Below are 12,526 nucleotides of genomic sequence, written 5' to 3' on the forward strand. Positions count from 1 at the left end.
TCTACCCGAAAGCCGCCATGAGTCTCCTCGTCTGCGGGTCGCTGGCCTTCGACACCCTGCTCGCCTTCGAAGACCGTTTCGCCGATCACATCCTGCCCGATCACCTCGCCAAGCTGTCGGCCGCGTTCCGCGTGCCCGTCATGCGCCGCGAATGGGGCGGCTGCGCCGGCAACATCGCCTACACGCTGGGCCTGCTCGGCGAAGCGCCGTGGGTGCTCGGCGCGGTGGGCGCCGACTTCGCGCCGTATCGAGCCCATTTGGCGGCCAACGGCGTCGAAACCGACGCGATCCGCGTGCTGCCCGACGCGTACACCGCGCAGTGCTTCATCATCAGCGACGTGGACGCCAACCAGATCACCGCCTTCCACCCGGGCGCGATGGATCGCTCGGCCGAGTGCAGCGTCGCCGACCTGCCGACGTTGCCCAAGCTCGCCATCGTCGCCCCGAGCGGCCGCGAAGGCACGCTGAAGTTCGCCGAAGAACTGAGCGCCGCCGGCATCCCCTTCGTGTTCGACCCGGGCCAGGAGCTGCCGCTGTTCGCGCGCGACGAACTCATCGGGCTGATCGACGCCGCGGCCTACGTCACCGTCAACGACTACGAATCGGAACTGCTGCTGCAGCGGGCCGGCCTGACCTTAGCCGAGATCGCCGACAAGGTCGACGCGCTGATCGTCACGCGCGGCGCGGCCGGCTCCGACATCTACACCGGCGGCGAGCGGCTTTCCATCCCCGCTGCCGCGCTCGAAGCCGAACTGGCAGACCCGGCCGGCTGCGGCGACGCCTACCGCGCCGGCCTCTTGTACGGCCTCGCGCACGGCCTTTCCTGGGCCGACACCGGCCACGTCGCGAGCCTTCTGGGCGCGCTCGTCGCCGAGCAATCGGGCGCGCAGAACCACCGTTTCGATATTGATAGCCTCGCCGCGCGCTACCGCCGCGCCTATGGTCACGGTTGGCCGTTGCGCTAAGCGACGCTTAATCGTCATGCAGCAAGGGTTGAAGACCGCGGTAGCAACCCCCACCATGGATAAGTTGCATTCACCTTCATTAGGGAACGCCATGCCGGTACCCCACCTCACCACCGCGCTGCAGGGCCCGCTGCTCGAGCTCGAAACGCGCATCCTCGCGGCCCAGCCGCAGATCGAACACTGGTTCCGCAGCCAGTGGCACCAGCACGCCGCGCCGTTCTACGGCTCGGTCGACCTGAGAAACAGCGGCTTCAAGCTCGCACCGGTCGACATGAACCTGTTCCCCGGCGGCTTCAACAACCTGAACCCCGACTTCATGCCGCTCGCGGTGCAGGCGACGATGGCGGCGGTCGAGAAAATCTGTCCGGAGGCGAAGAGCGTCCTCTTGATCCCGGAAAACCACACGCGCAACGCCTACTACCTGCAGAACGTCGCGACGCTGGTGCACATCCTCGAACAGGCCGGCCTCAAGGTGCGCTTAGGTTCGCTGAACCCCGAGATCACCGCGCCGACCGAGCTTGTAGCCGCCAACGGCGACACCGTCACCGTCGAGCCGCTCATGCGCCAGGGACGGCGCGTGCTGCTCGAGGACGGCTTCAACCCGTGCATGGTGCTCTTGAACAACGACCTGTCGGCCGGCCTGCCCGACATCCTGAAGGACCTCGAACAGAACCTGCTGCCGCCCTTGCACGCCGGCTGGGCGGTGCGCCGCAAGACCCATTTCTTCGACGCCTACGACAAGGTCGCCGCCGACTTCTCGAAGCTGTTGTCGATCGACCCGTGGTTCATCAACCCCTACTTCGAGCGCTGCGCCGGGCTCGACTTCCACAGCCGCCAGGGCGAAGAAGAACTCGCGGCGACCGTCGACGCGCTGATCGCCAAGATCCGCGCCAAGTACGACGAGTACGGCATCGACCAGGAGCCGTTCGTCATCGTCAAGGCCGACGCCGGCACCTACGGCATGGGCGTGATGAGCGTGAAGTCGGGCGAGGAACTCGTCGGGCTGAACCGCAAGCAGCGCAACAAGATGGCGGTGGTCAAGGAAGGGCTCGAGGTGTCCGAGGTGATCGTCCAGGAGGGCGTGTACACCTTCGAGAGCGTCAACGAGGCGGTCGCCGAGCCGGTCGTCTACATGATCGACCACTTCGTCGTCGGCGGCTTCTACCGCGTGCACACCGGCCGCGGCATCCACGAGAACCTGAACGCGCCGGGCATGCACTTCGTGCCGCTGTCGTTCGAATCGCCGTGCCTGCCCGACAGGAAGGGCGCGCCCGACTGCCCGCCGAACCGCTTCTACGCCTACGGCGTGATCTCCAGGCTCGCGCTGTTGGCCGCGGCGTACGAGCTCGAGGCGACCGACCCGGACGCGCACTGAGCACCCGCCCCGAACCGCCGCCCCGCCCGCCGGGGCGGCGTCGCTTGAGCTACCCTTAATCCGAATCCCCGACGCCCGACTCGAAAGACCGCCATGCGCATCCTCGTCATCGCCGACCCGCTCGAACACTTCAAGATCTACAAGGACACCACCTTCGCCATGATGGAGGCGGCCGCGAAGCGCGGCCACGCGCTGTTCGCTTGCGAGGCGCACCAGTTGGCGATCGAGGGCGGCCGCGTGCTCGCCGATGTCGCGCGCATCACGCTCACCGGCGACAAGGGCGAATGGTTCAAGCGCGGCGACACCGAGCGTCACCCGCTATTCGCGTTCGACGCGGTGCTGATGAGGAAAGACCCGCCGTTCGACCTCGAATACCTGTACGCGACCCAGCTGCTGACGTTGGCCGAGCAGCAGGGCGCCAAGGTATTCAACAGCGGCCAGGCGATGCGCGACTTCAACGAGAAGCTCGCCATCCTGAACTTCGCCGACTACACGTCGCCGACGCTGGTCTCGGCCGAACCCTCGCGCCTGCGCGCCTTCGTCAACCAGCACCAGGACGTGATCCTGAAGCCGCTCGACAGCATGGGCGGCGACAGCATCTTCCGCGTCACGCCGCAGGACGCGAACCTGACGGTGATTATCGAGACGATCAGCCGGCGCGGCACGCGCACGGTGATGGCGCAGCGCTACATCCCCGAGATCCGCGACGGCGACAAGCGTGTGATCGTGATCGGCGGCAAGCCGGTCGACTTCTGCCTCGCGCGCGTGCCGCTGGCCGGCGAGACGCGCGGCAACCTCGCCGCCGGCGGCACCGGTGTCGCGCGCGAGCTGACGAAGCGCGACCGTGAGATCGCCGAGGCGCTCGGCCCGGAACTGGTACGCCGCGGCATCCTGTTCGCCGGGCTCGACGTAATCGGCGACTACCTGACCGAGGTCAACGTCACCAGCCCGACCTGCTTCAGGGAGATCATGGACCAGAGCGGCATCGACGTCGCCGGCCTCTATATCGACGCGCTGGAAGCCGCGTGCGGGCAGACGGCGTAAAGAACGGTTTGCAGCACCCATACACGTCGCAGGAAAAAGGCTTAGGGACGGCACCGCCGTCGCGCGGGCGCAGCGCTCGGCCAACCCTGGCCCTGCTCGCCACCTTCGCCGCGCTCGCCGGCTGCCAACGCGCACCCGAGCCGTACCGGCAGGAAAGCTACGCCTTCGGCACGCGCATCGAGATCACCGTCGCCGGCGTACCGGACGCCACCGCACGGCAAGCCGTAGGCGCGGTGCTCGCCGACCTCGACCGCCTGCACCGCGAACTGCACCCGTGGCAGGCCGGCAGCGCGCTGGTGCGGATCAACGCGGCGCTCGCCGCCGGCAACACCGTTTCGATCCCGCCTGAGGTCGCCGAACTGGTTTCGCTGTCGCAGGACTACGCGCGCCGCTCCGACGAGCTGTTCAACCCGGCGATCGGCGCACTGGTCAAGGCGTGGGGCTTTCACGCCGACCACTACGCGCCGCTTGCGCCGCCGGCCAAAACCTTGGCCGAGCTCGTCGCCGCGCGGCCGGTGATGGCCGAGCTGTCGCTCGACGGCACGACACTGAGCTCGGCCAACCCCCGGGTACAGCTCGACTTCGGCGGCATCGCCAAGGGCTGGGCGCTCGACCGTGCGCGCGACACCTTGAAAAGAGCCGGCGTCGCGTCGGCCCTGGTCAATATCGGCGGCAATGTGCTGGCGATCGGTAAGAAGCCGGACGGCGCGCCGTGGAAGGTCGGCCTGATGGCGCCGCGCGGCGCGGGCGCGATGGCGGTGCTGGCGCTTGCCGACGGCGAGGCGGTCGGCACCAGCGGCGACTACCAGCGCTACTTCGAACTTGCCGGCCGCCGCCACTGCCACCTGGTCGACCCGCGCGACGGCGACACCGACTGCGCGCAGCAGGCCGCGACGCTGATCGCGCCGCCGGGCCCGCACGCCGGCGCCGTCTCCGACGCGGCGACCAAGCCGCTCTACTTCGCCGGCGCCAAAGCCGCGTTACACTACGCGCGCCGTTTCGGCGCCCGCGACGTATTGCTCGTCGACGGCCGCGGCGCGGTGTGGGTGAGCCCGACGCTCGCGCCGCGCCTGGAATGGCTGGACCCCAAACCTTCTTCCCTGCACACGCTGACACCATGAATCCGCACAAGGAAAGCCCGTTCAAGGGCAAGACCGGCGTCAGGCGCCTGATCAACGCCTTTGGCTACTCGATCGACGGCCTGAAGGCGGCCTTCACCCACGAAGACGCGTTCCGCCAGTTGGCGCTATTGGCGCTGGCGCTGATTCCGCTGGCCTTCTTCATCGACGCGACTGGGGTCGGTCGCGCGCTGTTGATCGCCAGCAGCCTGGCGACGCTGATCATCGAACTGTTGAACTCGGCGATCGAGGCGGCGGTCGACCACACCTCGCTCGAACGCCACCCGCTCGCCAAGCGCGCCAAGGACATGGGCAGCGCCGCGCAGCTTCTGGGGCTGATCAACCTCGCGTCGATGTGGGCGCTGGTGCTGTGGGGATAAGTCGCTTGAAGCGACAAGGTTGGCCGAGCCTCGGCCGAGCTGAAGAGCGCCACGGTACCGGACGGGCGCCACAAAGAGGAACGCCCCGCGGGGGCGGGGCGCTTTTCACCGGATGGTGGGGTGTTCAGTCTTCCAGACGGCGGTAGATCAAGCCGGGACAGACCCGGATCGTATTGCCAACGACATTGACCTCGTCGTCCGTGCCGAGCAATTGCCAGCGTGCATCGCGGCTCCTGAGCACCCGGTACACGGGGTAGCCCGCGCGATAGCCGATCAGCCCTTCTCCCGTGAAGCCTTCCAAAGGGAGGAGAGGCAATTCGCAGCGGGGCAGGAACATTTCGGCCACGCGTGCGTCCAGACCGGCCAACTGCTCGCGATCGGCCAGTACCAGCCCGAAGAACAACACGAACAGCGCCAACAACAACATCGGCCATGCTTCACTGACAAAGGCGATACCTGCCAACACCGAACCGCCGGTGAAAAAGAAACTGCTGTGAAGTTTCATGGCGATCGTAAAACTTCTTAAGAATAAAAACGCCGCCTGAACAAGGCGGCGTTTAATGCCTGTCTTGGCATTCCGGCCCATCTTGGCGCCGTAATTGCCAGGCCTAACCTGGCTTCTGGATCAGGGCCAACCACGCCCCTTACAGTAATCACTATAAACCGGCCCCGGCGATTTACCAGCATAAAGTTTATTATTTGCCCATGCCTCACGGGTAAAGTAAACGATGTGGCGCGGGTTTACCCTTGTTTTAAGCCATGGGGTTGGCCGAGGCTGCGGGCTTCACCCGAGCGGGCTTAGCAACAAAAACGGCGCCCCAAGGGGCGCCGTCTTCGAATCAAGGTCTTAGTCGACCTTTTCTTCCTTGGGCTCGGGCGGGGCGATCACCTCGCTGTAACCGCATTCCTTCTGCGGGCAGACCTTCTCGGTGCCGCGGCGCTTGGTGACCTTGATCGTCAGGATCGGCCAGTTGCACTTCGGGCACGGCTCGGCGACCGGCGGGTTCCACGTCGCGTACTTGCACTTCGGATAGGTGTTGCAGCTGTAGAACAGCTTGCCGTAGCGGCTCTTGCGTTCGATCAGCGAGCCGGTCTTGCACTCGGGGCAGGTCACGCCGGTGTCGCGCGGCTTTTCCAGCGGTTCGATGTGCTTGCACTTCGGATAGTTGGCGCAGCCGATGAACTTGCCGTAGCGGCCCTTCTTGATGTGCAGCTCGCCGCCGCACTCGGGGCAGGTGCGCCCTTCGACCACCGTCGGCTCTTCGGCCTCGGCGGCGGCGCTCTCGGCGGTCTCGCCGATGTTGCGCGTGTAGTCGCAGTCCGGGTAGCCGGTGCAGGCGATGAAGCGGCCGCGCTTGCCGAACTTGATGATCAAGGGCTTCTCGCACTTCGGGCACGCCTCGTCGAGGCTCTCGGTCGTCACCTCGGCGCGCGAGATGCCCTCCTTCTCGGCGAGTTGCTTCGCAAAGCCCTTCCAGAAGCTGTCCATCACCGGCACCCACGGGCGGCCGCCGTTGGCGATGTCGTCGAGCTGGTCCTCGAGCTTGGCGGTGAAGTGGTAGTCGACGTACTGGCCGAAGTGCTCGGTCAGGAATTTGTTGACGATCTCGCCGGTATCGGTCGGCAAGAAGCGCTTTTTGTCGATCACGACGTATTCGCGGTCCTTCAGCGTCGAGATGATGCTCGCATAGGTCGACGGGCGGCCGATGCCGAACTCCTCGAGCGCCTTCACCAGGCTCGCTTCCGAGAAGCGCGGCGGCGGCTGGGTGAAGTGCTGCTCGCCGGTGATCGCGTCGACCGGCAGCGATTCGCCTTCTTCGAGCGCCGGCAGCTTGGCGTTGTCTTCGTCCTCGGCGTCGTCGACGTCCTCCTCGTACACCGCGAGGAAGCCGGCGAACACCAGCACCTGACCGGTCGCGCGGAACACGCCTTCGCCGACGGCGATGTCGATGCTGGTGGTGTCGAACTTGGCCGGCGCCATCTGGCAGGCGAGCGTCCGTTTCCACACCATTTCGTAGAGCTTGAACTGGTCGGCGGTCAGGAAGGGTTTGACCGACTCGGGCGTGCGGTAGATCGACGTCGGGCGGATCGCCTCGTGCGCTTCCTGCGCGTTCTTCGCCTTGTTCTTGAACGCGACCGGGTTCTTCGGCAGCGACGCGGCGTCGAACTTGTTCTCGATGTAGTGGCGGATCTCGGTCACCGCTTCGGCGGCCAGCGCCACCGAGTCGGTACGCATATAGGTGATCAGACCGACGGTCCCCTGGCCGACGTCCATGCCCTCGTACAGCTGCTGCGCGGTGCGCATCGTGCGGTCGGTCGTCATGCCAAGCTTGCGCACGGCTTCCTGCTGCAGCGTCGACGTGGTGAACGGCGCGGCAGGGTTGCGGGTTTTCTTTTTCTTCTCGATCGTGCCGACGACGGCCGGGTGGCCGGCAAGGCGCGCGAGGATGTCCTTCTGCGTTTCTTCGTCAGGGATGTCGAACTGGTCGAGCTTCTGGCCGGCCAGCTGCGTCAGCTTGGCGCCGAACTTGGTGCGGCCCTTGTGGCTGGCCAGATGGACCGACCAGTATTCCTGCGTCTCGAACGCGCGGATCTCGATCTCGCGCTCGCAGATCAGGCGTAAGGCCGGGCTCTGCACACGGCCGGCGGACAGGCCGCGGCGGATCTTCTTCCACAACAAGGGCGACAGGTTGAAGCCGACCAGGTAGTCGAGCGCGCGGCGCGCCTGCTGCGCGTCGACCAGCGGCTGCGAGATGTCGCGCGGGTTCTGGATCGCATCGAGCACCGCGTTCTTGGTGATCTCGTGGAACACCACGCGCTGCGCGGTCTTGCCCTTGAGCAGTTTCTTGCCCTCGAGGATCTGCACCAGGTGCCACGAGATGGCTTCGCCTTCGCGGTCCGGGTCAGTCGCCAGGTAGACGTGGTCGACGTCGCGCACCGCGGAGACGATCGCGTCGACGTGCTTGCTGTTCTTCGCGATCAGCTGGTACTTCATCGCGAAGTCTTTTTCCGGGTCGACCGCGCCGTTTTTCGGCACCAGGTCGCGCACGTGGCCGTAGGAGGCGAGGACTTCGAAGTCCGCGCCCAGGTATTTTTTCAGCGTCTTCGCCTTGGAGGGCGATTCAACGATCAAGAGGCTCGAAGGCATGTCGGCGTCCGCTGGGGTTCCATCGTAGTGACTGACACATCCTGTATCCGTCAAACAAAACAAGAGCGCAAGGGGCGCTCTTGTGCATAAGGTTCAAAAGGCCGCGATGGTAACAGCGTGCCTCTTGCGCCTCAAGTTGAGGCGCTTGTCCCCGATTCAAGCTTTATTGCATCGTCGGCTCGCCGTGGATCGCCGCCAGCAGCTCTTCGCCGACCAGGATGGGCAGCTCGCTTTGCTGGCTCCATAGCACCATCAGCGCGACCAGTTTGGCGAGGTCGACGTCGATGTCGTCTTCGGGCAGCGCCATCAGCCGGTCTATCGTCAGCTCGCGCTGCGCCGGCGTCAGCCCGCTATTGTCCTCGAGGAACTGGATCAGGCCGCGCACTTCGGTCGGCAGGTGTTCAAGCTCGCCGCGGCTGTAGACGCGCATCGAGGAGGCATCGTTGGCGCCGTCGAACACGCCGGACGATTCGCTCGTCAGGTGCTCGACCCAGTCGAGCGCCTCGTCGATTTCGTCGTCCTCGAAGCCGGCGGCGACGAGGTGGCGCGACAGGTCGTCGCGGTCGGGGCAGGTTTCAAGGTCGCTGTATTCTTCGAGCAGATAGCTGAGAACGTCAAACATCAAGGCTTCTATGGGGTACGGTCAGGATTCAGGAGAGGCGCTGGAAGCGGCCGCCGGGCAGACCCGCCACGCACCCTTCCAGTTCGAGCTCCAGCAGCATCGCGTAAACCTCCCCGGCCGTCAACTTGAGGCGCACCGACAAGGTGTCGACGTCGACCGGGTCGTAGCCCATCGCCGCCAACAGCGGCGGCTCGGCCAACCCTTCCCCTCGCTCCACCGCTTGGGGCCTCGTTTCCGTCTTTTCCGGCGCGATGTGCGCAAGCGGCGCCGGCGCTCGGCCAACCTCGGCGAGCACGTCGTCGACCGTCTCGACCAGCTTGGCGCCGTCCTTGATCAGCCGATGGCAGCCGCGCGACTGCGGGTTGTGGATCGAGCCCGGGATCGCTAGTACCTCGCGGCCAGCCTCGGCGGCGAGCCGCGCGGTGATCAGCGAACCCGATTCGACGTTCGCCTCGACCACCAGGCAGCCCACCGACAGCCCGGCGATGACGCGGTTGCGACGCGGGAAATTGTGCGCGAGCGCGCCGGTGCCGAGTGGAAATTCGGACAGGATCAGCCCGTGCTCGGCCAACCTCAGCCCCAGTTCGCGGTTGCGCGCCGGGTAGATGCGGTCGATGCCGGTGCCGATCACCGCGATGGTCGACGCCGGCGCGGCGAGCGCGCCTTCGTGCGCGGCGGCGTCGATGCCGCTCGCGAGTCCCGAGACGATGGTGTAGCCGGCCTTGGCCAGTTCACGGGAGAACGCGCGCGCGTTGTCGAGGCCCTGCGGCGTCGCGTTGCGGCTGCCGACGACCGCGAGTTTCGGAAACCCGAGCAACTCGCGCCGGCCTCGTGCGAACAGCAAGGGCGGCGGGCCGTGCGTTTCGGCCAGTGGCGCCGGGTAGTCGTCGTCGAGCAAGGTCAACAGGAAGGCGCCTTGCGTGCCGTCTACCCAGACTTCGGCCGCTTCGACGCGCTCCTTGGCCGCGCCGGCGATAAGCGCGTCGGCCGCTTCCTCACCGATATGTGGCGCAAGCTGCGCGCGCCGCGCGCCGAGCGCCATGCCTGCCGAGCCGAAGGCGCCGATCAGCTTGAGCAGCCCGACCGGGCCCAGGCCCGGCGTCAACGCGAGCGTCAGCCACGCGCGGCGTTCGGCGTCCATCAGTCGCGCGGGCTGCCGAACGGGTCGCCGACGTTGATCGCGACCGGGCTTTGCATCACCAGCGCATACGCGACCTTGTCGAACACGCGGTAGACGAACAGCGTGCCGGCGTCTTCGGTCGGCAGTTTCAGCACCTGCGACTTGTTGCCGCCCTCGCCGGCGACCTTGATCGCCCCGCCCTTCTTGAACACGGTGAACACGTGGCCGATCTCGACGCCGTTACGACGGCCACGATTGATCACCAGGTTCTGGAACTGCGCCGCCTCGGCGACGCCGTTGTACACCGCCATCACGCGGCCGCGGATGTCGCTCTCGGGCGCGTGCGGCGCGTAGCTGACGAAGGTATCCTTCGGCGCCTGCACCAGACGGTCGCCGACCTGGATCTCCTCGCTGATGGTGGTGATGCGCAGCGTTTGCGCCTCGCCCGCCTGGCCGAGCTTATGCACCTCGAGGTCGCCGCCGTAGATCGCCTCGAAGCCGAGGTTCTCTCCGGTGTCCGGGTCACGCAGCGGCACGCCGGCACGGTAGGCCTGCCAGGTGCCGCCCTCGGCCAGGCCGGTCGCGTAGGCCTTGTCGCCGGTGGTCAGCACGACGCGCTCTTCCGGGCCGGCGACCAGGCGCGGCGCGCCCTGGAACTGCTTCTCGTCGATCACCAGCGGGCGCTTGAGGAAGGGTTCGATCAGCCTGGACGGGATGCTCGCGATCGCGCGGTCCGCATCTTCGATGCGGATGCGCGGCGACAGCTTGACGTTGCGCTGCCCGCCCTCACGCGACAGCCGCGGCTGGCCGTCGACGAAGGTCAGCAGCAGCGCTTCGCCCGGGTAGATCAGGTGCGGATTTCTGACCTCGTCGCGGTTCATGTCCCACAGCTTCGGCCACTTCCACGGGTTCTTCAGATAGCGGGCGGAGATGCCCCACAAGGTGTCGCCCTTGACCACCACGTAGCGCTGCGGCGCGTCCGGACGCAACGAGAGAGTATCGGCAAAAGCCGGAACGGACAGCCCTAGACCGACGAGCAGAGATATAATTGTTTTACGCATGGCTAAAGTGACCCATTGTTCGACGCCTTCGCGCGTCGTTTCGCCCCGACGGGCAGACTTGCAATGTGCATAGTCTAATGGCGGTCGCTGCGCTCGACTACGACTACATGGAGTGACCCGGCAAGATGGCATTGCTGAATATTCTGCATTACCCCGACGAGAGGCTGCATACCGTGGCCAAACCGATCGCCACGGTCGACGACCGCATCCGCACGCTGGTCGACGACATGGCCGAGACCATGTACGAGGCGCACGGCATCGGCCTGGCGGCCACCCAGGTCAACGTCCACGAACGCCTGGTGGTGATCGACGTGACGGAAGACAAGACCGGCCTGACCGCCTTCATCAACCCGGAGATCGTCGAACGCCGCGGCGACACGGTGTACGAGGAGGGCTGCCTGTCGGTGCCCGGCATCTACGACAAGGTGCACCGCTCCGAGTGGGTGAAGGTGCGCGCCGAGGACCGCAACGGCGAGCCGTTCGAGATCGAGACCGACGGGCTATTGGCGATCTGCATCCAGCACGAGATCGACCATCTGAACGGCAAGGTCTTCGTCGAATACCTGTCTCCGATGAAGCAGGAACGCATCAAGACCAAGCTGAGAAAGCGCGAAAAGAACACGCTGTGACCGGCACGCTCGCCTGCGAGCCCCACGGATCGTCCCACCCCAACGTTGGCCGAGCTTAAGGCTCGGCCAACGTCTTTTCACTGCGAGCGATACCGCCCGATGAAACTGATTTTTGCCGGAACCCCCGACTTCGCCGCCGCCGCGCTCGCCGCGCTGATCGCCGCCGGCCACGAGATCGCGCTGGTGCTGACGCAGCCCGACCGCCCCGCCGGCCGCGGCATGAAACTGAAGCCGAGCCCGGTCAAGGCGCTGGCGCTCGAGCACGGCCTCACCGTCGAGCAGCCGGTGTCGCTGAAGACGCCCGACGCGCAGGCGATGCTGACCGAGGTCAACGCCGACGTGATGGTGGTCGCCGCCTACGGGCTGATCCTGCCGCAGGCGGTGCTCGACATCCCCGCACGCGGCTGTCTCAACATCCACGCGTCGCTGTTGCCGCGCTGGCGCGGCGCCGCGCCGATCCAGCGCGCGATCGAGGCGGGCGATGCCGAATCGGGCGTCGTCATCATGCAGATGGACGCCGGCCTCGACACCGGCGACATGCTGCTCACGCACAAGGTCGACATCGCGCCTACAGAGACCGGCGCGACGCTGCACGACAAGTTGGCCGAGGCCGGCGCCGAAGCGATCGTCGCGGCACTGGCCGAGCTCGATCAGCTGGTAGAAGAGACGCAGCCCCATGACGGCGTCACCTACGCACAGAAGCTTTCCAAGGCCGAGGCCGAGGTCGACTGGATGCAGGACGCCGAGACGATCGCTCGGCGCATCCGCGCGTTCAACCCGGTGCCGGGCGCATTCACGGTGCTCGAGGGACAAGCGCTGAAGCTGTGGTTGGCCGAGGCCACAGACGGCAACGGCCGGCCGGGCGAGGTACTGCACGCCGACGCGAACGGCGTGCTCGTCGCGGCCGGTTCCGGCGCGGTGCGCGTCACCGAACTGCAGGCGCCGGGCGGCAAGCGGATGGGCGCGCGGGACTTCGTCTTAGGCCGGGCGCCGCTCGCGGGAACGTTGCTAGGCGCTTGATTTTCCAAGCCTGCGACCCATATCTGTAACGAAAGCAACCACCC

12 protein-coding genes are annotated in these 12,526 nt (G+C 66.4%); 7 read left to right on the forward strand and 5 right to left on the reverse strand.

Annotated elements, in window-relative coordinates; all coding sequences use genetic code 11:
- The first annotated feature begins 17 nt into the window (after positions 1–17).
- From DWG20_RS03715 to DWG20_RS03735, 5 genes are all read left to right on the forward strand, one after another.
- Positions 18–965 carry a carbohydrate kinase family protein gene (locus DWG20_RS03715; protein ID WP_115432539.1) on the forward strand — a complete coding sequence of 316 codons (948 nt, stop codon included), beginning with the start codon at positions 18–20 and terminating at the stop codon, positions 963–965.
- Positions 966–1,056: 91 nt separating this feature from the next.
- Complete coding sequence (gene gshA, locus DWG20_RS03720) at positions 1,057–2,340, forward strand: glutamate--cysteine ligase (RefSeq protein ID WP_115432540.1); 1,284 nt, start codon at positions 1,057–1,059, stop codon at positions 2,338–2,340.
- Between the two features lie 93 nt (positions 2,341–2,433).
- Positions 2,434–3,384 (forward strand): glutathione synthase, encoded by a 951-nt coding sequence (gene gshB / locus DWG20_RS03725; protein ID WP_115432541.1) that lies wholly within the window; start codon positions 2,434–2,436, stop codon positions 3,382–3,384.
- Between the two features lie 8 nt (positions 3,385–3,392).
- Positions 3,393–4,505, forward strand: coding sequence for an FAD:protein FMN transferase (locus tag DWG20_RS03730; RefSeq protein WP_245944760.1), 1,113 nt, complete (start codon positions 3,393–3,395; stop codon positions 4,503–4,505).
- Positions 4,502–4,882: a diacylglycerol kinase gene (locus DWG20_RS03735; protein ID WP_115432542.1), complete on the forward strand. Its 381-nt coding sequence runs from the start codon at positions 4,502–4,504 to the stop codon at positions 4,880–4,882. The genes DWG20_RS03730 and DWG20_RS03735 overlap by 4 nt, the downstream gene beginning before the upstream one ends.
- Positions 4,883–5,006: 124 nt before the next feature.
- Here DWG20_RS03735 and DWG20_RS03740 read toward each other — a convergent pair whose 3' ends face one another.
- From DWG20_RS03740 to DWG20_RS03760, 5 genes are all read right to left on the reverse strand, one after another.
- Positions 5,007–5,387, reverse strand: coding sequence for a hypothetical protein (locus DWG20_RS03740; RefSeq protein ID WP_115432543.1), 381 nt, complete (start codon positions 5,385–5,387; stop codon positions 5,007–5,009).
- A 342-nt stretch (positions 5,388–5,729) separates the two neighbouring features.
- Positions 5,730–8,030: a type I DNA topoisomerase gene (gene topA / locus DWG20_RS03745; protein WP_115432544.1), complete on the reverse strand. Its 2,301-nt coding sequence runs from the start codon at positions 8,028–8,030 to the stop codon at positions 5,730–5,732.
- Positions 8,031–8,193: 163 nt separating this feature from the next.
- Positions 8,194–8,652 carry a Smg family protein gene (locus DWG20_RS03750; RefSeq protein ID WP_115432545.1) on the reverse strand — a complete coding sequence of 153 codons (459 nt, stop codon included), beginning with the start codon at positions 8,650–8,652 and terminating at the stop codon, positions 8,194–8,196.
- Between the two features lie 28 nt (positions 8,653–8,680).
- Positions 8,681–9,793: a DNA-processing protein DprA gene (dprA, locus tag DWG20_RS03755; protein WP_115432546.1), complete on the reverse strand. Its 1,113-nt coding sequence runs from the start codon at positions 9,791–9,793 to the stop codon at positions 8,681–8,683.
- Complete coding sequence (locus DWG20_RS03760) at positions 9,793–10,761, reverse strand: LysM peptidoglycan-binding domain-containing protein (protein WP_245944761.1); 969 nt, start codon at positions 10,759–10,761, stop codon at positions 9,793–9,795. Before DWG20_RS03760 ends, dprA begins: the two co-directional genes overlap by 1 nt.
- A gap of 197 nt (positions 10,762–10,958) precedes the next feature.
- Between DWG20_RS03760 and def the strand changes: the two genes are divergently transcribed.
- The gene (gene def / locus DWG20_RS03765) at positions 10,959–11,462 is read left to right on the forward strand and encodes a peptide deformylase (RefSeq protein ID WP_115432548.1); all 504 of its coding nucleotides are present in this window, start codon (positions 10,959–10,961) and stop codon (positions 11,460–11,462) included.
- A gap of 99 nt (positions 11,463–11,561) precedes the next feature.
- Positions 11,562–12,482: a methionyl-tRNA formyltransferase gene (fmt, locus tag DWG20_RS03770; protein WP_115432549.1), complete on the forward strand. Its 921-nt coding sequence runs from the start codon at positions 11,562–11,564 to the stop codon at positions 12,480–12,482.
- Positions 12,483–12,526 lie beyond the last annotated feature (44 nt).

This window comes from Crenobacter cavernae (genome assembly GCF_003355495.1).
Lineage (GTDB): Bacteria > Pseudomonadota > Gammaproteobacteria > Burkholderiales > Chromobacteriaceae > Crenobacter > Crenobacter cavernae.

Coding starts and splice junctions, on each gene's coding strand:
- gshA (WP_115432540.1), top strand. CDS start 1,057: ATGCCGGTACCCCACCTCACCACCGCGCTGCAGGGCCCGCTGCTCGAG.
- topA (WP_115432544.1), bottom strand. CDS start 8,030: ATGCCTTCGAGCCTCTTGATCGTTGAATCGCCCTCCAAGGCGAAGACG.
- fmt (WP_115432549.1), top strand. CDS start 11,562: ATGAAACTGATTTTTGCCGGAACCCCCGACTTCGCCGCCGCCGCGCTC.
- DWG20_RS03715 (WP_115432539.1), top strand. CDS start 18: ATGAGTCTCCTCGTCTGCGGGTCGCTGGCCTTCGACACCCTGCTCGCC.
- DWG20_RS03740 (WP_115432543.1), bottom strand. CDS start 5,387: ATGAAACTTCACAGCAGTTTCTTTTTCACCGGCGGTTCGGTGTTGGCA.
- def (WP_115432548.1), top strand. CDS start 10,959: ATGGCATTGCTGAATATTCTGCATTACCCCGACGAGAGGCTGCATACC.
- DWG20_RS03750 (WP_115432545.1), bottom strand. CDS start 8,652: ATGTTTGACGTTCTCAGCTATCTGCTCGAAGAATACAGCGACCTTGAA.
- gshB (WP_115432541.1), top strand. CDS start 2,434: ATGCGCATCCTCGTCATCGCCGACCCGCTCGAACACTTCAAGATCTAC.
- dprA (WP_115432546.1), bottom strand. CDS start 9,793: ATGGACGCCGAACGCCGCGCGTGGCTGACGCTCGCGTTGACGCCGGGC.
- DWG20_RS03735 (WP_115432542.1), top strand. CDS start 4,502: ATGAATCCGCACAAGGAAAGCCCGTTCAAGGGCAAGACCGGCGTCAGG.